Source organism: Zymomonas mobilis subsp. mobilis ATCC 10988, from assembly GCF_000175255.2.
GTDB lineage: Bacteria > Pseudomonadota > Alphaproteobacteria > Sphingomonadales > Sphingomonadaceae > Zymomonas > Zymomonas mobilis.
In genome coordinates this window covers 1,199,702-1,220,957 of the sequence record NC_017262.1, presented here as the reverse complement: position 1 = coordinate 1,220,957, position 21,256 = coordinate 1,199,702, and the positions used below count along the sequence as shown (strand labels likewise).

At 46.6% G+C, this 21,256-nt stretch carries 19 protein-coding genes; 5 read left to right on the top strand and 14 right to left on the bottom strand.

The annotated features are described in order from the left end of the window. Positions 1-60 precede the first annotated feature (60 nt). The 10 genes from fusA to ZMOB_RS05335 all read right to left on the bottom strand — a co-directional run bounded on the left by fusA (position 61) and on the right by ZMOB_RS05335 (position 9,405). Positions 61-2,133, bottom strand: coding sequence for an elongation factor G (gene fusA, locus ZMOB_RS05380; RefSeq protein ID WP_011240420.1), 2,073 nt, complete (start codon positions 2,131-2,133; stop codon positions 61-63). A 58-nt stretch (positions 2,134-2,191) separates the two neighbouring features. After that, positions 2,192-2,662 (bottom strand): 30S ribosomal protein S7, encoded by a 471-nt coding sequence (gene rpsG, locus ZMOB_RS05375; RefSeq protein WP_011240419.1) that lies wholly within the window; start codon positions 2,660-2,662, stop codon positions 2,192-2,194. 15 nt (positions 2,663-2,677) lie between these two features. After that, a complete protein-coding gene (gene rpsL / locus ZMOB_RS05370) occupies positions 2,678-3,049 on the bottom strand; it encodes a 30S ribosomal protein S12 (RefSeq protein ID WP_011240418.1) in 372 nt (123 codons plus the stop codon). 398 nt (positions 3,050-3,447) lie between these two features. Next, the gene (locus tag ZMOB_RS05365) at positions 3,448-4,155 is read right to left on the bottom strand and encodes a phosphatase PAP2 family protein (protein WP_012817276.1); all 708 of its coding nucleotides are present in this window, start codon (positions 4,153-4,155) and stop codon (positions 3,448-3,450) included. Positions 4,156-4,166: 11 nt separating this feature from the next. Continuing rightward, positions 4,167-5,567, bottom strand: coding sequence for a dihydrolipoyl dehydrogenase (gene lpdA / locus ZMOB_RS05360; RefSeq protein ID WP_011240416.1), 1,401 nt, complete (start codon positions 5,565-5,567; stop codon positions 4,167-4,169). 45 nt (positions 5,568-5,612) lie between these two features. After that, positions 5,613-6,062 carry an acyl-CoA thioesterase gene (locus tag ZMOB_RS05355; protein WP_014500846.1) on the bottom strand — a complete coding sequence of 150 codons (450 nt, stop codon included), beginning with the start codon at positions 6,060-6,062 and terminating at the stop codon, positions 5,613-5,615. Beyond that, the gene (locus ZMOB_RS05350) at positions 6,059-7,381 is read right to left on the bottom strand and encodes a pyruvate dehydrogenase complex dihydrolipoamide acetyltransferase (protein ID WP_012817277.1); all 1,323 of its coding nucleotides are present in this window, start codon (positions 7,379-7,381) and stop codon (positions 6,059-6,061) included. The genes ZMOB_RS05355 and ZMOB_RS05350 overlap by 4 nt, the downstream gene beginning before the upstream one ends. A 279-nt stretch (positions 7,382-7,660) precedes the next feature. After that, the gene (locus ZMOB_RS05345; RefSeq protein ID WP_012817278.1) at positions 7,661-8,380 is read right to left on the bottom strand and encodes an RcnB family protein; all 720 of its coding nucleotides are present in this window, start codon (positions 8,378-8,380) and stop codon (positions 7,661-7,663) included. 84 nt (positions 8,381-8,464) lie between these two features. After that, a complete protein-coding gene (locus ZMOB_RS05340) occupies positions 8,465-8,896 on the bottom strand; it encodes a GNAT family N-acetyltransferase (RefSeq protein WP_014500845.1) in 432 nt (143 codons plus the stop codon). 23 nt (positions 8,897-8,919) lie between these two features. After that, entirely contained in the window at positions 8,920-9,405 is a 486-nt protein-coding gene (locus ZMOB_RS05335) for a GAF domain-containing protein (RefSeq protein ID WP_011240411.1), read from the bottom strand. 113 nt (positions 9,406-9,518) lie between these two features. Between ZMOB_RS05335 and arfB the strand changes: the two genes are divergently transcribed. Further along, a complete protein-coding gene (gene arfB, locus ZMOB_RS05330; protein ID WP_014500844.1) occupies positions 9,519-9,938 on the top strand; it encodes an alternative ribosome rescue aminoacyl-tRNA hydrolase ArfB in 420 nt (139 codons plus the stop codon). Between the two features lie 249 nt (positions 9,939-10,187). On the opposite strand, the gene ZMOB_RS05325 is transcribed toward arfB, so the two are convergent. Then, the gene (locus tag ZMOB_RS05325; protein WP_012817281.1) at positions 10,188-10,847 is read right to left on the bottom strand and encodes an RluA family pseudouridine synthase; all 660 of its coding nucleotides are present in this window, start codon (positions 10,845-10,847) and stop codon (positions 10,188-10,190) included. 106 nt (positions 10,848-10,953) lie between these two features. Beyond that, positions 10,954-12,123, bottom strand: coding sequence for a glycosyltransferase (locus tag ZMOB_RS05320; RefSeq protein WP_014500843.1), 1,170 nt, complete (start codon positions 12,121-12,123; stop codon positions 10,954-10,956). A 198-nt stretch (positions 12,124-12,321) separates the two neighbouring features. Here ZMOB_RS05320 and ZMOB_RS05315 point away from each other — a divergent pair, with 198 nt between their 5' ends. Beyond that, on the top strand, positions 12,322-13,947 hold the full coding sequence (locus tag ZMOB_RS05315) for a hypothetical protein (protein WP_014500842.1): 1,626 nt from the start codon (positions 12,322-12,324) through the stop codon (positions 13,945-13,947). A gap of 17 nt (positions 13,948-13,964) precedes the next feature. Here the strand turns inward: ZMOB_RS05315 and ZMOB_RS05310 are convergent, their stop codons facing one another. Then, on the bottom strand, positions 13,965-14,411 hold the full coding sequence (locus tag ZMOB_RS05310; protein WP_014500841.1) for a GtrA family protein: 447 nt from the start codon (positions 14,409-14,411) through the stop codon (positions 13,965-13,967). A gap of 221 nt (positions 14,412-14,632) precedes the next feature. Between ZMOB_RS05310 and ZMOB_RS05305 the strand changes: the two genes are divergently transcribed. Both ZMOB_RS05305 and ZMOB_RS05300 read left to right on the top strand, forming a co-directional pair. Then, positions 14,633-16,603, top strand: coding sequence for a hypothetical protein (locus ZMOB_RS05305; RefSeq protein ID WP_014500840.1), 1,971 nt, complete (start codon positions 14,633-14,635; stop codon positions 16,601-16,603). Between the two features lie 30 nt (positions 16,604-16,633). Continuing rightward, positions 16,634-18,742 (top strand): transglycosylase domain-containing protein, encoded by a 2,109-nt coding sequence (locus tag ZMOB_RS05300; protein WP_014500839.1) that lies wholly within the window; start codon positions 16,634-16,636, stop codon positions 18,740-18,742. A 181-nt stretch (positions 18,743-18,923) separates the two neighbouring features. On the opposite strand, the gene glmU is transcribed toward ZMOB_RS05300, so the two are convergent. Next, positions 18,924-20,276 carry a bifunctional UDP-N-acetylglucosamine diphosphorylase/glucosamine-1-phosphate N-acetyltransferase GlmU gene (gene glmU / locus ZMOB_RS05295; protein ID WP_014500838.1) on the bottom strand — a complete coding sequence of 451 codons (1,353 nt, stop codon included), beginning with the start codon at positions 20,274-20,276 and terminating at the stop codon, positions 18,924-18,926. Positions 20,277-20,480: 204 nt separating this feature from the next. On the opposite strand from glmU, the gene ZMOB_RS05290 reads away from it, so the two are divergent. After that, positions 20,481-21,182, top strand: coding sequence for an HAD family hydrolase (locus ZMOB_RS05290; protein WP_014500837.1), 702 nt, complete (start codon positions 20,481-20,483; stop codon positions 21,180-21,182). Positions 21,183-21,256 lie beyond the last annotated feature (74 nt).

The window sequence follows — 21,256 nt, the reverse complement described above, 5'->3', positions numbered from 1 at the left end:
GCGCGCCGCGCTTCTCCGGCGCGCTCATAACGACATTTTTCGGTTTATGCCAGTATTTAATTAAGCCATCTTCGATTTTAACTCATCCGCGACGTTAGCCGGGACTTCGTCATAATGCGAAAATTGCATCGAATACTGGGCGCGTCCCTGGGTGAAGGAACGGAGCTGGTTCACATAGCCGAACATGTTAGCCAGCGGCACCATCGCTTCTACGACCTGGGCATTACCGCGTGTATCGGTGCCCTGAATCTGGCCGCGCCGCGAATTCATATCACCGATCACGTCACCGAGATAATCCTCCGGCGTGATTACCTCAACCCGCATTACCGGTTCAAGGAGCTTGATTCCCGCCTTCTGAGCGGCTTCACGCATAGCACCTCGGCCAGCAATTTCAAAGGCAAGAGCCGAAGAATCGACATCGTGATACGCACCATCGGTTAAATGGATTTCAAAGTCGATAATCGGGAAGCCGATTAAAGAACCTGTTTCTGCGGTTTCACGCATACCTTTTTCGACGGAAGGAATATATTCACGAGGAATATTACCACCTTTGATCTCGTCGAAGAACTGGATACCAGCGCCTCGTTCGCTCGGAACAAGGTTGACTTTTACGCGACCGAACTGACCGGAACCACCGGACTGTTTCTTATGCGTATAATCAACTTCGACCGGACGGGCGAGTGATTCGCGATAGGCGACCTGCGGAGCGCCGACATTGGCTTCCACCTTGAATTCGCGCTTCATACGATCAACAAGAATATCAAGGTGAAGTTCACCCATTCCCTTAATGATCGTCTGGCCGGATTCAAAATCAGAAGCAACGCGGAAAGAAGGATCTTCAGCCGCCAAGCGGTTGAGAGCCAGACCCATTTTTTCCTGATCGGCCTTCGTCTTCGGTTCCACTGCGACTTCGATCACAGGTTCCGGAAATTCCATCCGTTCCAGAATGATCGGTGCGTTCGGAGCACAAAGCGTATCACCAGTCGTGGTTTCTTTCATACCAACCAGAGCCACGATATCGCCGGCATAAGCCTCTTCGAGATCTTCACGGCTGTTGGCATGCATCAAAAGCATACGACCGACTTTTTCGCGCTTATCTTTCACTGAATTCAAAACGGTACCCTTAGTGAGTTTACCGGAATAAATACGAGCAAAAGTCAACGAACCCACAAAAGGATCGTTCATAATTTTAAACGCAAGTGCCGAGAAAGGTTCGTCGTCAGACGGCTTACGACTATCTTTCGTTTCGCCATCCATTTTCACGCCTTCGACCGGAGGAATATCCAACGGGCTCGGCAAGAAATCAACGACTGCATCCAAGAGAGGCTGAACACCCTTGTTCTTGAAAGCAGAACCACACAGAACCGGAACAAAGTCTTGAGCCAAGGTTCCCTTACGAATCAGCTTTTTCAGCGTATCAGCATCAGGCTCATTGCCTTCGAGATAAGCTTCCATAGCCGCATCATCTTGCTCGACTGCCATTTCAATCATTTCAGCACGAGCAGCTTCGGCCTCAGCTTTATATTCTTCAGGGATTTCCTGATATTCGAATTTTGCGCCCAGGCTTTCTTCAAGCCAAATGATAGCGCGATTTTCGACCAGGTCGACCAAGCCTTTGAAGTCGCTTTCGATGCCGATTGGCAAATAAAGAACCAACGGACGAGCGCCAAGACGATCACGAATCATATCAACGCAGCGCATGAAGTTAGCGCCGGTACGATCAAGCTTGTTCACGAAGCACATACGTGGAACGTGATATTTTTCAGCCTGACGCCAAACTGTTTCTGACTGCGGCTCAACACCAGCCACACCATCAAAACAGGCAACAGCACCATCTAAGACGCGAAGGGAGCGTTCAACTTCAATGGTAAAGTCAACATGCCCTGGCGTATCAATGATATTGATTCGATGGTCATTCCAAAAACAGGTAGTCGCAGCAGACGTGATCGTAATCCCGCGCTCCTGTTCCTGCTCCATCCAATCCATGGTCGCCGTGCCTTCATGGACTTCGCCGATCTTGTAGGACTTACCGGTATAGAAAAGAATACGCTCGGTTGTGGTCGTTTTACCGGCATCAATATGAGCCATAATACCGATATTACGATATTTATCGAGCGGATATTTGCGGGCCATAGATCCTTAGTCTCCGTGACCGGACAGGGTATAAGCTGTCCGGTATAGGGTAAAGCCGTTACCAGCGATAATGCGAGAATGCACGGTTTGCTTCAGCCATGCGATGAGTATCTTCACGCTTCTTGACAGCATTGCCGCGATTGTTAGCAGCGTCCAGCAATTCGCCAGAAAGGCGAGCGGACATGCTGTGTTCCGAACGAGCACGGGAAGCAGCGATCAACCAACGGATAGCCAATGCCTGTGCACGGTCAGGACGGACTTCAACCGGAACCTGATAAGTAGCACCACCAACACGACGGCTGCGGACTTCGATCCCTGGTTTTACATTGTCCAAGGCTTCATGGAACACTTCCAAGGGAACGCGCTTTACGCGTGCTTCGATAGAATCCAGAGCCGAATAAAGAATACGTTCTGCAACGGATTTTTTACCGTCAAGCATCACAGAATTCATAAATTTCGAAAGAACCACATCCCCGTATTTAGGATCTGGCAAAATTTCACGTTTTTCCGGGCGACGACGACGTGCCATATCAGTTCAACCTTCTTACTTGGGCCGTTTGGCGCCATATTTGGAACGGCTCTGCTTGCGATCTTTGACACCCTGGGTATCGAGAACGCCGCGCAGAACATGGTAACGCACACCTGGAAGATCGCGAACACGACCACCACGGATAAGCACAACCGAATGCTCCTGAAGGTTATGACCTTCACCGGGGATGTAACTGATGACTTCGCGCTGATTGGTCAGACGCACTTTTGCCACTTTACGAAGAGCCGAGTTCGGCTTTTTCGGGGTCGTGGTATAAACACGGGTGCAAACACCCCGCTTCTGCGGGTTTGCCTCCATAGCAGGAACTTTAGAGCGTTCCTTCTGTAACTGACGGCCCTTACGGACCAATTGATTGATCGTCGGCATGAAGCCCTTCACCTCAAGAGTTACTTTACCAAATATACAAAATGCGCCTGACCATAATTAAATTATGAAAATAGCACCGAGCAAAAATGACTAAGCTCGCCTGCGTGAATTCTTTAAAAGGAAGACGCGCATATATGGCAATGTTCAAGCGCACCCGTCTGACGCCAAAGATTCACCGTCAACAGGAGATGTAGACGGGCGCTATAGCGACGATAACGGCAAGGGTCAACGGAAAGCATCTTTCCGCTAACAAAATTACGCCATTTTACGAAATGGAAACCTTACATTGATCAGAATCGATCTTTCATGCAGTGTTTCCACGGTAGGATATAAAGAATTTTATTCTGTCATGCTAGGGCAATTTTAGGAACACCCATTTTCTTTCACTTATCCTGCCATCAAGACATGGATTCATGATGTTTTAAATGGGCATTTACATCCTCGTCCTCTTCATCTCTCATTTTGACAGATAACGGATCTGAATGGCGCAGCCCCCATTGTTCGCAGATTTCATAGCAGACAAGAAGCCATGCGCTGCCAGCCACCCATCCAGCCATAACATCGCTAGGCCAATGGACAGCCAGCGCGACACGGGACAAACCGACAAAAACCGCCAAGACAATAGACGCATAAAGCCAACCGAGGCGGCCACCATGGCGTCTAATTAACAAAGCAAGCATCGGATAGACGATCATGGCATTGGTGCTGTGACCACTTGGAAAACTAGCGCCATCAACATGATCCAGATGAAAAAAGATCAAGGGTCTGGGGCGGTTAATAACCAATTTCAAGAGCGAAAAAAAAGCCCATCCCCCCAAAGGCGCCAAGATAGCAAAAATAGCCCCTAATTTATCCTTAAGGGCTACCATTGTTATAACCGCGACAAGAATACAGCTAACACGGACAGAAACATTACCGGCAAAGCTACCAATACGGGCGATACAGGCCACCCAATGATGGCGAGAGGCAAAGCCACCGATTAAATGCAGTAGGGTAAGGTCGAAAGCACCAGGCGCCTCACAGGCAGTCAGAAAACCGATCAGAAAGGCGATGATACAAAAAAAGACAATGGCAACCCAACGCCAGCCACTCAGAAAAAAAGGCAACGCCCCTCCCCTTAAAAATGCAGTGCGCGCCCGTAGGCAGCTAGCACACTTTCATGCATGGCTTCCGAAAGAGTCGGATGAGGAAAGATCGTTTCCATAATTTCCGCTTCAGTGGTTTCCAGCGTTCTGGCGACGGTATAGCCCTGAATCATTTCAGTTACTTCAGCCCCAACCATATGCGCGCCTAAAAGCGCACCACTGTCGGCATCAAAAACGGTTTTAACAAAGCCATCAGTTGCCCCTTGAGCAATAGCTTTCCCGTTAGCGATAAAGGGGAAATTGCCTATTTTGACATTATAGCCCTGTTGCCGCGCTTTTTCTTCAGTGAGACCCACACTGGCAACTTGTGGCCTTGCATAGGTGCATCCCGGAATATTTTGGGTATTTAAAGGATGGACATGGTCACAGCCTGCGATGGCCTCGGCCGCAATAACCCCTTGATGGCTAGCTTTATGTGCGAGGCAAGGTGCTCCAGCGACATCTCCGATTGCCCAGACATGATCAACATTGGTACGACCAAAGCCATCGACGGCGATAAAACCGCGATCAAGTTTAATTCCGAGTTTATCAAGACCGATATTTTCAACATTGGCCACCACACCGATGGCGACAATAGCATGAGAAAAACGTTCTTTCGTAACCTTGCCATCAGCTCCGGCGATTTCAGCCGTTACGCCTTCATCATCTGGCGTCAAATTCTGTAAAGCCGACTGTGTCAGAATACGGATACCGCGCTTTTTAAAGGCTTTAGCGACATAAGCGCTCACCTCGGCATCTTCCATCGGCAGAATTTGGGGCGCATGTTCAACGATGCTCACTTCAGCCCCAAAATCAGCATAGAAGCTGGCGAATTCGATACCGATAGCCCCCGACCCGATTACCAGCAATTTTTTTGGCATGGCAGGTGGTTTTAAAGCATGATGGTAAGTCCATATATGCTTGCCATCAGAATGAACATTGGGAAGCTGTCTAGCCCTTGCTCCGGTTGCGATGATAATATCCTTGGCTTCAAGGATTTTTTCTTCACCTTCGGTCGTTTCTACCAGCATTTGCTGATTACCCGTCAGTTGACCGACGCCGCTAATGACTTCAACCTTATTTTTGCGTAATAATGTTTTAACGCCGGAGGCTAGACGGGTGGCTACTTCGCGCGAACGTGCAATAATTTTATCTAGATCAAAGTCAGGTTTGAAAGAGGTTAGACCATAGGCTTCGGCATTTTGCATCTCATGATAGACTTCAGCAGAGCGCAAAAGCGATTTGGTCGGGATACAGCCCCAATTCAAGCAAATACCACCTAGATGGACGCGTTCAACCAAAGCGACTTTCAGGTTTAACTGAGCCGCCCGAATAGCCGCAACATATCCTCCTGGACCCCCGCCCAAAACAATCAGATCAAAATGATCAGCCATGAGTTAAGTTCTCTTTCCTTTGTAATTGCCGCTGTTCTTCGGAGGCTATTTATCAGCTTTATCGGATAACAACCGCGTTCCATTCATCGGCGGCACCTGACAAGGGCGACGATCTTCATCAATGGCAACAAAAGTAAACAAGCCAGAAATAGCTTTTATGGTTTCCAGCTCATGCCGGACACGCCGCCAACCTTCGACTTCAATTTTCATTGAAGTCCGGCCAACTTTTACCAATCGAGCATAAAGCGACAATTCATCGCCGACCTGAACCGGCGCATGAAAAGTGATAGAATCGGCAGCGACGGTTACAACCCGAGCCAAAGCATGGCGAGCAGCAACCAAACCGGCGGCTTGATCCAACATACCCATGAGCCAACCACCAAACATCCGGCCATCGGCATTCGTATTTGCTGGCATAGCAATAACGCGAATGGCGGGTTCTCCGGCGGGAGCTAAGGGTTCTGAATTATCCGATTTCGTGACCTGATTACTCATTGTGCTAAAATCCCTAATGGTTTTTCAACCAAATGCTTGAAGGCTGACATAAAGGCAGCCGCATCGGCACCATCAATAACACGATGATCAAAACTACCGGTGATAGTTGCAACGGTAGCAATGGTGATCGCATCATCAATCACCCAAGGCCGTCTTTCACCGCTTCCAATCGCCAAGATAGAAGCCTGTGGCGGGTTGATGACAGCATTAAACTGCTTGATACCAAACATCCCCATATTAGAAATACTGGACGTTCCGCCTTGATATTCCTGAGGTTGCAAGCGCCCTTCCCTTGCGCGAGCAATAAGCTCTTTCATTTCGACAGAAAGCGCAGACAAGCTTTTGGTATCAGCTTGTTTCAAGATAGGCGTAATCAGCCCACCTTCAACAGAGACAGCGACAGAGATATCGGCCTGTGAGAATTGCAGCATCTGATCGCCATCAAAAGCAACATTGACGTTAGGCGTTGCTTTTAAGGCTAAGGCCTGTGCTTTAATCAGCATGTCATTGACTGAGATTTTAATATTCTGAACAGCTAAGGATTCATTGAGCTCAGAGCGGAGCTTCAAAAGAGCATCCATCTGGACATCAACCGTCAAGTAGATGTGAGGAATATTTTGTTTGGATTCAGTCAGACGACGAGCAATAACGCGCCGCATATTGCTAAGCTTGATGCTATTATGGGGCGTATCATGCGTTATTTTACCGGAGGCTTCCGGCGTAGAGACTGACGGATTAGAAGAGGCTTGATTAGCCTCAGCAACGAAGGCTTCAATATCAGCTTTGATAATCCGCCCATGGGGGCCACTACCGTTTACCTGTTTCAGGTCAACATGGTTTTTCTTAGCCAAACGCTTGGCCAAAGGACTGGCTTTTATCCGCCCTGCTTTTTCTTGATAGGAAGCCGTCATATTCTCTGTTTTGTTGCCGTAACCTGCGTTGCTGATTGCCTTATCGAGAGAGGCATCGATGGATATCGTTTCGCTATCTGCCGTCTCTTTCTGTGCGACATCTGCTTTTTCAGAAGGTTCTGATATCTGTGATGAAGCAGAAGCGGCGACTTGAGAAACATCTTCGCCCGCTTCGGCCATGACAGCAATCACCTGACCTACAGCAATATTTTCACTACCTTCCGGCACTAGAATTTTAGCGATGATCCCTGCATCAACCGTTTCAAATTCCATAATCGCTTTATCGGTTTCGATTTCGGCCAGAATATCGCCCGCCTTAACGGCATCCCCTTCTTTCACCAGCCATTTCGCAAGGGTGCCTTCTGTCATTGTAGGCGAAAGCGCTGGCATTTTGACTTCAATCGACATCCGGACATGGTCCTTTTTCTATTCACGGCTGTTTGCCAGAGGCAGGAAGCCTTTAAATTAACTGACTTAAAAAATAGCCCTAGAATACCTTGGAATTTCTCTAAAACATTCTAGCCAAAAGATATTTTTCTTTCGATATAAAACAAGTGGGGAGCAAGAAACAGCCCCCAATTTTATCGATCCACAATCGAAGTAATGAAAATTATTGTCTACAGAAAGTCTATAACCACTCCAAAATTTTTAAAATATTATCAGAATAACCAGCCTCGGAATCCTGTTTTAGCGTGGCGTATATTCTTCCCGTTCATCATAACTTACGCCGCCTTGTCGCGGTGGATCAGAACGCCAACCATTGGCGTCATCTTCGGTTACAGGAGAAACCGCAGCGCCTTCGGGCTGTTTATATTGGCGTTTTCGGATCGAAGCCGAGGGGGGTGGCGGAGGCGGCGGTGGTGCAGGCTGATAAGCACCGCCATAATTGTAATAGTCATCATAACCGACAGGGGGCGCGTAATAATTCCCGCCCACATAGCCATTATTCCCATAATAGCCGTCATAATAAGCCGCTGGCCCATTATTTTGACCTGCTATGGCTAGAATGGTTCCGACACCATCAATCAAAAAAATATCCTGATAAAAGCGCACCCATTGTTGATTATTTCCTGGAGCCGGTAATCCATAATAAGCCCAGTCAGGTAGTCTCTGACCATAGGAGCGCCATTCGGAAGGTAATCTATCCCCTTGACGGAAATGTCGCTGTCCGGCGGGATTAGCATATCCACGCCCGCCATTTCCGTTACCATCTTGGTAAACACCCGATCTTTGGGGATCGCTGTTGGGAGGTGGAATTACATAGGGGGAGCCTCTTTCTACTGATCTGACAACAGGATCACTAGAAAAATCGCCGGAATAACCGGCTTGGGCATATAAAGGGCAAGTAAATCCCCCTACGATCAAAGCAGTCCAGATAGAGCGTTTTATAGGTAAAGGGATTTTCATAACACAACCTGTTTTTATCTCTTTATAGAGCAAACAGAAGAAGCCGTAACCGCTAAAATCAGAAAATAATTTCAGAATTTTTGATTATTCAATCGGATATTTTTTCACCATTCTTATTTCTTGGACATCTCTTTCAAAGAAAGTCTCACCCATTGTTTCAAAACCAAGGCGGCGATAGAAATTTTGTGCAGGCAATCTGGCATTCAACCATATTTCGGTCAAATCAGGTGTAACCAATTTTTCCATTGCATGTTTTAAAAGCGCACTCCCTAAGCCTTGCCCTCGATATTCAGGCGAAACAGCCACACGCCGGATCCGTTTTTTATGCCCTTCCAGATGATGGAAAGAAGCACAACCAGACAATTTATCCCCGACAAAAACGCCAAAATGCGTGGCATTTTTATCCCCATCGGTAACACATTCTTCTTGTGTCAGGCTTGGCCAAAGATAGGCCTGACGAATAGGTAAGCAGTCAGCAAGGGATATCTCTTTTATCGAATAAGCAATATCTGCCATTCACATTCTCCACAGCCAGTATTTTACCCAAGAAAACGCCCCAAAACTTCCATCAGGCGAGAGCAACCCTCAACATCTTCAGCATCGAAACGCCCCATCGTCGGGCTTTCAAGATCAATAACCGCTAAAATCTGGTTCTGACGTCCTCTTATAGGAATAACCAATTCAGATGCGGCACTAGGATCGCAGGAAATATGATTGGGATATGTGTGGACATCCCGCACGCATTGTATCCGTCCAGTTGCGGCGGCCGTGCCACAGACACCCCGACCATAAGGTATCTTGACGCAGGCAACTTTTCCTTGGAAAGGCCCCAAAATCAGATAGCTTCGGATAGCCCGATAAAAACCGACCCAGTTTAAATCAGGCATATATGTCCATATCAAAGCAGCCGTGTTGGCCATATTAGCGATCGGGTCACCCTCCTCGGAAAGTAACTCTTTAAGGGTAGTCAACAAATCGCTATACAGCGTTTTTTTGCTGCCGGTATTGATCGAGAAAGAAAACATGGGAAAGTAGAGTAACGGGATTTTTTCTATCCCTCAATCCACAGATACCCTCCCAGAAAAAAATATCTACGCAATAAGAAAGAAAAATCCCATCTTTTTAGAATTTATGTTCAATGTCTAAGTATTTTATTACTCAAAGAGTAAGTATCGATTCAGATTCTATAGAAGAATATTTTATAAGAGCATCAGGCCCCGGTGGCCAAAATGTGAATAAAGTTTCTTCAGCTGTAGAATTGCGTTTTGATATGGCGATTTCTGGCTTACCCGAACTTGTCATCAATCGCTTACAGGAAATAGCGGCATCAAGAATTAACAACAAAGGTATTCTTGTTATTCAAGCGCAACGTTTTAGGGACCAGCCTTTAAATCGGCAGGATGCTTTTGAACGCCTTGTCGAGCTAATCCGTTCAGCTACTTTTATTCCTAAAAAACGGAAACCGACCAAAGCCACATATGCCAGTAAGCAACGACGTTTAGATGGCAAAAGTAAGCGTTCTATGGTCAAATCGGCACGCCGCCGACCTGAGTTTTAGAAATGGTTCAAATGCAATTTTATAGAGCAAATATTCTAAAAAACGGGTAAAATCCAATAAAAGCCAGCGCCCAATAATCGTCAAATTTTTTACGGTCTCTTTCTATCAGGACACACAGGCCATGCTCGATTAACTGATCGAGGTAAATGATGGCACAAGCCATGGTCGGATTATGACCATATTGCCGCTATGCTGGTGATATATTAGAATGATAAGGGCAAAGAAATTTGCCTTCCGATGTGGCAGCAACTAAAACCCTAAATCTGTAAATGCCTTGGGTAAAGGGGCTTCGGCGGCAATTGGCTTTTTCTCCAGACGGGCAATTTCCAAAGAATGCGCATGAAGCATCATTCGCGAAATATTTTCGTCTTTATGACTGCCATAAAAAGGGTCACCGACAATAGGTAAGCCTAACCCTGTTGCGGCATGCACTCTTAACTGATGAGTCCTTCCGGTTTCAGGACGAAAGGCTACCAAGCTGCGCCCTTTATTTTTGGCCAAGATTTCCCAATGAGTAACGGCTCTTTTGCCTTTATCATCTGCGACGATCCGCCAGCCACTTTTAGGCGAAGATATCTTCAACAAAGGCAAGTCTATAATGCCTTCATTTTTCTCCGGCACGCCTTCTAGAATGGCCCAATAGCATTTTTTCACCTGACCTTGGCTAAAGGCTTCGCTTAAACGACGGTGCATTTTAGGATTACGCGCCAGCAATAAGCATCCTGACGTATCGCGATCCAAACGATGGACAATACTTGGCCAACGTTTGAAGCCGAAGCATAATGAAGCCAGATAATTCTCAAGGCTGAGAGAACCATCACGAACCGAAGTCACCGGCAAACCGGCAGGTTTGTCGATAATCATGGCTTCAGCATCAATAAAAAGAACACGTTTTGCAAGTATAGGCATATAAAAGACACCTTAGAACCATGCTGAATATATCGCCCATACTGCAATTTTCAGCTTTAAAGGCAGCTCTATTTTTTAATAGAACTGATTCCCAATTCAAGATTCACTATTTTCTTTTTGGCTTTTTGACTCTTTCCCAGATCAATTTGCTCGCAGCGCCAAAATTGAAAGCTGCCCCAATTAATGCCCCTGCCAAGCCCGCTAAAGACCAACTGGATGTCTGATGAATAGCTAGCTCGGCGACTCCGATATTGGCTAAAGCGCCAATGCTACAAATCAGACAAAAGAGAATTAATCCCGGAATAAAAGCCCAACCTTTTAATTTTCGGTCACGATAAGTCAGCTCATTATTAACAAAGAAGTTAAACAGCATCGCACAGCCGATAGCCGCCGTTTGCGCTGGCAAAAAAGCGACGTGATAAGATTTCAGTAAAAACAAAATCCCTAAATGGACACAAAGGCCAAGCGCACCGACAGCACTGAAAAGAACGAAACGTCCCGGAATGAGACCATGGGACATTTTTTCAATGATCTGAAACAGGAATTCAGCCATGACCTGCAAGCTGATTTTGCTTTCGCCTTCACGCCGATTTCTAAAGACGTAAGAAACCTCTTCAATATGCAAAGGCATTGGAGCCGAACTGATAATATCCAACAGAATTTTATATCCCTGTTGCGATAAATCATAAACTGACGCCTCAACAACCTCACGGCGCAGCATAAAAAAGCCACTCATCGGGTCAGATGTCTTGTTACCGATCAGAATACGGCTAAGCCTTGTGGCAAAATCACTCATTTGCCGTCGGGTTTCGTCCCAATCTCCGACACCGCCATCACCCGCATAACGCGTTCCAACAACTAGATCAGCTTTCTTAGCGATCATCTTTTCATACATGGGTTTCAGCATTTTCTCATCATGCTGAAAATCGGCATCCATAACCGCGATAAAATCGCCATTGGAGGCCAAAGCCCCTTCCACGACAGCCGAAGACAAACCGCGACGACCGACTCTTCTGATACAATGAAGACGAGGTTCTTTGTGGGCTAACTGAAAGGCCAATTCATAGGTTTTATCAGGACTATCATCGTCAACAACAATCATTTCCCACGGGATATCCCCTAAGGCGTCTCTTACAGCTTCGACTAAAGCGGCAATATTCCCCTTTTCGTTATAGGTAGGAATAACCACCGATAACATCGGCATAAAATTTTTATTCTTCTGGTTTATTTCCGCAGAAAGAGAAGATATCGGTTGGTTCACGGTATCATCATGCATTAAAGAGCGCGTCCTAATCGCGAGGGGTTAGCCGAAATTGAATAGAGGAGCCTTTTAGGCGTTAAGGTCAGAGTTCAAAAGAGAGATTATCGTTTTTTTAATTTTATTCTGTCCTCACTCTTTTTACCCTAAGCATTTTTTATACAAAAAAAGCAAATCATCTTGCACATCGGAACAGGAAAAAGGATAAGCGCGGCAATGTTTTCTTTTCGACCTGCATCCCGATCTTCATTTAAAAACAGCGACTGGTGGCAGAATCCTTTTTATATTTTGGGTCTGATCCTGCTTTCTGCTGTGCCTTTGTTCTGGCCGGAATTGCCTCCGCTTACGGATGCCCCCGGCCATCTTGGGCGATATCGGGTTGAACTGGGTATTCACCAATCGCCATGGCTGCATCAGTGGTATAGTTTCGATTGGCATCTAGTCGGCAATCTTGGTTTTGACCTTTTTATTATCCCGCTTGCCCATTTATTCGGGCTGGAATTAGGATTAAAAATCGGCGTTATCATCATGGTTATGGTAACCGCAGCGGGGTTGTTAGCGGTTGCGAAAGCCGTACATGGCAAGATTCCGCCCACGGCGGCCTTTGCGTTACCCTTTATCTATGGTTTTCCTTTCCAATTCGGTTTTTTGAATTATTGCCTATCCATGGCACTGACATTCAATGCCTTTGCCTTGTGGATAACCCTGAAAAACAGCCCTTATTTAAGAGCCTTCATATTTATACCCTTCGGGATTATTATCTGGTCATGTCATAGCTATGGCTGGGGTATCTTGGGCTTACTCTGTTTTTCGGCTGATTTTTCAAGTGATTACCGCCACGCCAGACGCAATAACCAGCCTATTTTATCAGCTCTGTTCCAAGCCGGTTATAAATCGGCTTTGGCGATGCTGCCCTTGCTGCCCCCTATTTTACTAATGATTTTATGGCGTTCAGGCCATGTCAGTGATGGAAATGGCGACTGGTTCCGATTTGACCTTAAAATAGAATGGGTTCTTTCCGCATTACGGGATCGCTGGCAAAATTTTGACATTGCCTCTATCGGTGTCGCTTGTTTCATTCTTCTTTTGGGACGTTTGCGACTGGCACCCCCGATGGGACTCGCCTGTTTTATCCTGCTCATCGCCTATATCTGTTTGCCTCGGATTTTGCTGAGTGCCGCCTTTGCAGATATGCGACTAGCCCCCTATATTTTTGCATCAGCCTTGGTCGGGTTGAAGGCTCCCAAAAACCAAAATTTTGCAAGAATAGCCGCCATAGCGGCCTGTCTGTTTTTTACGATAAGAACGGCAGCGACTACAGTCAGCTTTTGGTTTTATGACCAAGGCTATCAAAAGCAGCTGAAAGCGGTTGATTTCATGGCTCCCGGATCACGGGTTTTAGCTATGGTTTCTACACCCTGCCTTATGACATGGGTCAGCAACCATATGAGCCATTTACCTGCCATGGCAACGGTCAGAAAAGATGCTTTTACCAATAGTGAATGGGCAATAGCCGGTCAGCAATTACTGACAATTCATTTTCCAGAGGCGAAAAGATTTATTCACGACCCATCTCAATCGCTTTATCCGCGTCAATGTCGTTTTAGAGGATCAGCCGATCTCGATAAAACCTTGGAATCTTTTCCAAGACAGGCTTTCGATTATTTCTGGCTTATGGATATACCGCCGTCTTTGTGGCCTCATGAAGATGATCTGATACCGATATGGTCGGGCGAAAACGGTATTTTATATAAAATAGACCATCGCTTTACGACAGTTAGCTCTATGCTTTCTGCCCCCAAAAGCGGATCAAAGCCCAAGGCTGTCCCTGCCGTAAAATAAGAATAATTAGGCGATGTTCATTTTTTAGACGGTCGAAAAACCCAGCGACGATTCAACCAAAAACTGACGAGAGGCGTTACAAAAACCATAAAAGGCAGGGGCGTCCATTTCATGAGGTGGAGATAATTGACCATACAGCCCACCCAAAAGCTGTTCAGTCCCAGTCCCAATAAAGAAGCAAGGCAAAAGCGTAAAAAAAGCTGCCAATGGCGATCTTGGCAGCCATGTCCCCGAAAGCTGAAATAGTTGTGGAGCAAATAGCCCACAATCATAGCCACGAGGTAACCGATAAAATTCGAGAATAAAGGAGCCATATGCCCCCATTTGGCACCGACATAATAAATAGCCGCATTCAGAAAAGTGGTAAAACCTCCGGTAAGGCCAAAACGAATAACTTGCCCCAGAAACAAACGCTTTTCTTCATCAAGAAAATTCTCTAGCTTTAACCAAAGAGACCGGTACATTAGACCTCATTTCTTTATATCTATTGGAAACGGTCAAAATTTGTTTTTAGACAGATGGCGACCGAATAGGATCGCTATTGCATCAGTCAGAGAAAAGATTAAAGCCCGATCCATAAATATTTTATCTTATCGGTCGTTCATAGGCAGAATTAATGATATTGGGTGGGGGTAAAGGCATTCGCTATGAATTTGTATTTCGGAAATAACGAAGATTTCCGTTAATGACAGGCAAAGTCCATTCAAATAAATCTTTGATAGCTACTTTCAAAAAAGTGGTAGTGACACCTTTCTTGTCTCTCAATAACAGTCAAGAAAGTCTGTTATGGGATCAGATTAGTCGGCATTATTGGCGACTTATTACCTGCCTATTCTGGATTTTAACGGCAGCCTTTCTTCTTTACACCCATCGTCACGCTATTTATTGGCTTTCTCTGTCTGACACCGATGACAATCTCCGCCTTGCGGAAGTCAGGGACTGGCTTCATGGTCAGGGATGGTTCGACTTACAGCAACATCGTCTTAATCCGCCTAAAGGTGCCAATATTCATTGGTCGCGCCTAGTTGATATTCCTATCGCGGCTTTGATTGCCATAAGCCAACCCTTTCTTGGCAGCATGGGATCTATTCGTTTTGGAACAGCGATAGCGCCCCTTCTCCCTTTGGGAATTCTCTTTTTTGGTAACGCGCTCACTTGCCGTCGCCTTGTAGGCGAAAAAAGTTTTTTTGTTGCCAATTGCCTGTTGCTCTGCGCTGGTGTGACATTGGGGATGTTTTTACCCCTGCGGATAGATCATCATGGTTGGCAGCTGGCTTTTCTTAGTCTGATTATCGCTGGAAATGCAGATCCCGACAGGAAAAGAGGCGCTGTTACAGTTGCGCTTTCTTCTACTTTATCTTTGGTAATTGGTCTTGAGATTCTGCCTTATATTGCGCTTGCAGCCGGTATGCAGACGTTATTTTGGGTTACAAATATTCGTCATGCCCAAGCCTTAAAATATTATGGCTTCACTCTAGCTTTAACCAGTCTGATCGGTTGGCTTATCTTTGCTTCCTATGCCAATAGAGCGCCGGTTTGTGATGCGCTTTCTCCGGTTTGGCTGACAGCAACGATAGGCGGTGGACTATTGGTAGCACTCATCGCCTCTATCCGTGCAGGATGGGCTTTTCGGCTTTCGGCTGCTGTTATCGCCGGTCTCTTTATCGGCGGTATTTTTGCCTATAGCTGGCCACAATGTCTTGGACGACCAGAAGCGATATCGCCAGAATTATATAAATTATGGATGTCACATGTAGGGGAAGCCAAACCCGTTTATAGTCGCGATATCAAAGTTATCGTGCTTATTCTGTCTTTACCGATTGTTGGATTGATCTCGCTGTTTCCGGCCTTATGGAATAACCGTTTTTCTCCCAGAATTGGGGGATGGCTCAATCTAGCCTTCATTTTTCTATCGGCCTTGGCTATGACCGCATGGCAGACAAGAACATCGCCTGCCGCGCAATTATTGGCAGTCCCTGCTTGTTGCTGGCTGATTATGACCCTTCTGAAGAAGATGGATAAACAGAAAACATATGCCGGAATGTTGGGATATGCGCTTGTCATTCTTTCTATTTTGGCTGTTGCCAGTAGCTTTATTCCTCTAAAAATAGTCGAATATACCCATCAAGGGCATCATAAACCTTTCTTTAAAAATCCCTTTTCCAAAGGCAGCACTTTGCCTTCTCATCGGGCAGAAGAAAATCACAAAGTCAGTGAGAATAAAACGCCGTCCCATCCAGAAAGACGATGCCCTACTATTCCGGCGCTAAAATCTATCGAGGCCATCCCGCAAGCCAATATTTTGACCTTTATTGATTTTGCCCCCCGCCTTATTGCAATGACCCATCATCAGGCGATTGCAGGCCCGTATCATCGTAATGCAGACGCTATTTTGGATGTGCATCATGCTTTTCGGGGCAGCCCTGAACAGGCAGAAAATATTATAAGACGACACGCAATTAGTCTGGTATTGATTTGTCCGGGGATGCCCGAATCCTCAATTTACCTTAATGAAGCCAAGAATGGATTTTACGCGCAGCTCGCAAAAGGTCAGGTGCCACCGTGGCTGGAAGCCATGCCGTTACCAAAAGAATCGCCTTTTCGCTTATGGCGCGTTAAAGCAGCTGCAAATGCAGCCTCTCGTCAGCATAATTGATGCTCCCTTTTCTCTTTAATTGACCCTGAAATGAGCAGCAAACCTTCAAAGAACCCTCAAAACCGCCCCCAAAGAAAAGCCTTGCGCCTTGTCTTGATCGTCGGTGGCATATTGGCGACGATTATCTTGGTCTTGGCTGTGCTTTTGGGAATAGCTGTTTACACAACCAAAAGTAGCCTGCCTGATTTTGACAAGCTGAAGGCTTCTCCCAATGGTCAAACCATTCGGGTTCACTCGAATGACGGCACGGTTATCGTTAATATGGGTCCCGGCTATGGCCGTTGGATTCCGTATAATGATATCCCGAAATCCATGACGCAGGCGATGATCGCAACAGAAGACCGTCGTTTCCGTTATCATATCGGTGTGGATCCGGTAGGGGTGATGCGGGCTGTCGGGGTGGCGATTATTCACCATGGCCAAGGCAAACGCTGGCAAGGGGCATCAACCATCACCCAGCAATTAGCCCGCAATGTCTTCCTGACCAATAATTACAGCTTTGCCCGTAAAGCGCGGGAAGCCTTGCTGGCATTAGCGATTGAGCAAAAATTCACTAAAAACCAGATTTTAGAACTTTATCTTAATCGGGTCTATTTTGGTGGTGGTGCTTACGGGATTGATGCAGCTTCCCGTAAATTTTACGGGCATCCGGCAACCCAGCTTTCACTTCCCGAAGCTGCTATTATCGCAGGTTTGGTCAAGGCACCTTCCAATTATTCGCCAACCGCGGATCCAGAAGCCGCAGTTAGCCGTGGACGCGTTGTTTTGGGATTGATGGCAGAACAGCATCTGATCAACCCAACCGAACAGATCAATGCCGATCCGCAAAATGTTGCTTTATCGGCTGAACCGCATCAAAATGGTGTGCGCTACTTTACAGACTGGGCTTTGGCACAGTTGGATTCTCTGATCGAGCCCAGCACAGAACCGATTGACGTCTGGACAACGCTTGATCTCGGAATGCAAAGAGCCGCAGATACAACGATTCAAGACTCCACCCCGAAAGGGGCGCAAGGTGCCTTGGTGACGCTTGATAGCGATGGTGCGGTTCGAGCCATGGTTGGTGGCCGCGATTACGTTTCTTCTATCTATAATCGGGCAACACAGGCGACTCGTCAGCCGGGTTCATCATTCAAACTTTTTGTTTATCTCGCGGCTTTGGAAAGTGGGGTTCGCCCCGATGACCGTATTGTTGATGAACCAGTGACCATCAACGGATGGAGTCCGAGAAACGCTTCCCGTCATTTTTCAGGTGATATCAGCATCAGAACAGCTTTTGCCTTCTCTTTGAATACGATTGCCGCCAAACTTGGTAGTCAGGTCGGCTTTAACACGGTCGCCACCATGGCTAAAAGATTAGGCATCACAACACCGATTGATGTTGTGCCTTCAATGGTGCTGGGAACTTCCGATGTCCGTTTGATTGATATGACCCGCGCTTTTGCTGTCGTTGCCAGAAAAGGTATTGCGGTTACCCCTTATGGTATTAGCCGCATCACGACCAGCTATGGCAAATTGTTGTATCAGCATCCTGATAACAGCGATCAGGTCTTATTAGCCCCTTGGGTTGCAGCGGAAATGACTGATTTGCTGCAAACGGCAGTTGCCACCGGAACCGCACGCGCTGCCCAGATAGGTCGCCCTGTTGCCGGTAAAACCGGAACGACTTCATCTAGTCATGATGGCTGGTTCATCGGTTTCTCTAGTGGTCTGACAACAGGCGTCTGGATGGGGCGCGATGATTCTAAACCTGTTCCGGGATTATCCGGCGGTCATGCTCCGGCCATGGCGTTCTCGAAATATATGCGTGTCGCTGTGGCTGATCGGCCTGTTGTGCCTTTTGACACACAGGTAACTTTGCCAGATTCGCAGGTTGAACCGGATGACGAAACCTATTTCGGTGATGCTGCGGCTATTCATCCGGCGACTTCCGGTCTTCCGGCGGATACCCCCGCGCCTACTCTGCCACCAGCGGTGACAGAAAAACACGCAGGGGATGCGGATGACAACCGTTCCAAGGGCAATGAAAAATCCGCGACAAAGCCAGATTCTGGTAAAGAAAAATCAACAGGACATGCCGATCCAGCCTTAGATAAAAACTGGCTCGATAATGTTCTCGGCCATAATCCTGAGGGTTAAATTATCGTCTCAATAATAAAAAATTTTGATATTCCGGTTGCTGATGGCAGCCGGAATATTTTTATATTAAGCTATCTTTTTGAAAAATAATCGCCGTTTATTGGACGGGATATCTCCCTGACTTTTTGTTTTTTGGCAAAGGGCACTGCTATAAAAAAAGCCGGTAAAAACCGGCTTTTCTTTATTTTTTCTTTTTTCTCTGCCGAAATTTTTTTGCCCATAAGGCCTTGTTCTCTTGTTCCGATCGGGCAATCGCCAAGCTGTCATCTGGCACATTATGGGTAATGGTTGACCCTGCGGCAATAATAGCCCCTGCCCCGATACGCACCGGCGCAACCAACGCGCTATTGGAACCGATAAAGGCTTTCTCGCCAATTTCCGTCCGGCTTTTGTTAAAGCCATCATAATTACAGGTGATAGTGCCGCCGCCGATATTAGAACCTGCGCCAATAGTCGCATCCCCGATATAGGTCAGGTGATTAACCTTGGCGCCTTTCTCGACTTTGGACTTCTTGATCTCAACGAAATTACCGATTTTAGCTTTTTCAGCAATCTCGGCACCGGGTCTCAACCGTGCAAAGGGGCCTATTTCAACATTTTCTTTAATGTCAGCCCCCTCAATATGGCTAAAGCTATGAATGGTTACACCATTGGCAACTTTAACATCACGTCCAAAAAAGACTTGCGGTTCAATAATGACATCTCGCCCGATTTCAGTGTCATAGCTGAACCAAACGGTTTCAGGTGCAATCAGACTAGCCCCGTCTTTCATGACATCCTGCCGCTTGCGATTTTGCCACAGGCTTTCAAGGCTGGCGAGTTCTGCCCGATTATTGACGCCGGAAACTTCCCAAGCCTCCGCATCAACAGTCACAGCTTGACAGCCTTCGGACAAAGCCAGCATAACAATATCAGGCAGATAATATTCGCCTGATGCGTTATTATTCTGAACCCGTGATAATAACGGCCAAAGATCATGCGCTCTGATGGCTAATAGGCCACTATTACACAGGGTGATTGCCCGCTCTTCTTCGCTGGCATCCTTATATTCGACCATTTTTTGGATATGGGCGGTCTTATCAGTGACAATACGCCCATATTGACGCGGATCGTCAGGTCTGAACGCTAAAACGGCCACTGTCGGCTTGTCTTCATGATGCAAGCGTTCCAGCAAGGCTTTTATCGTTTTGGGTTGCACTAAAGGAACATCGCCATAAAGAACGACAATATCCCCTTTAAAATCCTTCAAAGCGGATTTAGCCTGTGCCACAGCATGTGCCGTACCCAATTGCTCTTCTTGGGTAACCGAGGTAACGGGCAAATCAACCTGTTTTAGATAATTTTCGACTTGCTCGCGACCGGAACCTGTCACAACCACGGTATGATCAGGCGATAACGGAGCAAGGCTGTCCAGAACCCATCCTAAAAGAGGTCTGCCAGCAAGGGCATGTAATATCTTATGGGTATCCGAACGCATCCGCGTTCCCTTACCCGCAGCCAGAATAACAGCAGAAAAAGGCTTATGAGCAGTCATAACAAAAACTCTCCTATATTCGGCTTTTGCCATGAAGTTGTGCCTATTTCCAGAACAGGAACAGACTTAATTTTACAGGCAAATATCTCTATAAGCCGATATATTTCCACGACATCGTAAATTATTGCTGTTGTTCTGTCTCTTATGACTGCGCCCCACGGGGATAAATAGCCTTTATTCTATAGCAGGGAGTTTTTACCCATTATGTCCCGTATTCCATTTGACTTTATCGGCTTTGATCTCGATGGCACGCTTATCGACAGTTCACCTGACCTTCATGCAGCCCTTGATTATGCTTTAAAACAAATGGGACGTCCCGTTCCGACACAGGAACAGGTCGAAAAAATGATGGGTAAAGGTATCCGGCGACTAATGGAACAAGCTTTGGAAGTGACGGGCGGTATCAATCAGGAATTGATGGTCAAAGGATTCCCTTTGATGCTGGCTTATTACAAAAAGCATGTTCTGGTACATACGCGCCCCTATGAAGGCGTCGAAGAAATATTAAAAGCGCTTCAAGACCTCGGTTTAAAATTGATTGTCTATACCAACAAACCGGAATGTCTGGCGCGGCCGATTATCCACCAGCTGGGTTGGGATCACTATTTTTCAGATATTATTGGCGGCGACAGCTTTTCAGTCAGAAAACCCGATCCAAAGCCTTTACTCGAAGCGATCCATGCAATGGGCGGCGGCCGGACAGCCTTTATTGGCGACTCTATTACTGATGTCAAAACAGGCCACAATGCCGATTTACCCGTTATTCTGGTAAGCTTTGGTTATTCTGATGTTCCGGCTACTGCTTTGGGCGCCGACCGTGTTATTAGCAATTATCAGGAACTTATTCCTACTCTCGCCAGTTTTTCCGATGATATGATGCCAGATGCCGTGGTCAAGCCGGATTGATGACCTGTTTCTTCAGGCCTTTTCCCATCAAAGAGGCAGGCTTTTTAAAGAAGAAAAGACAAAAACATGTTGCA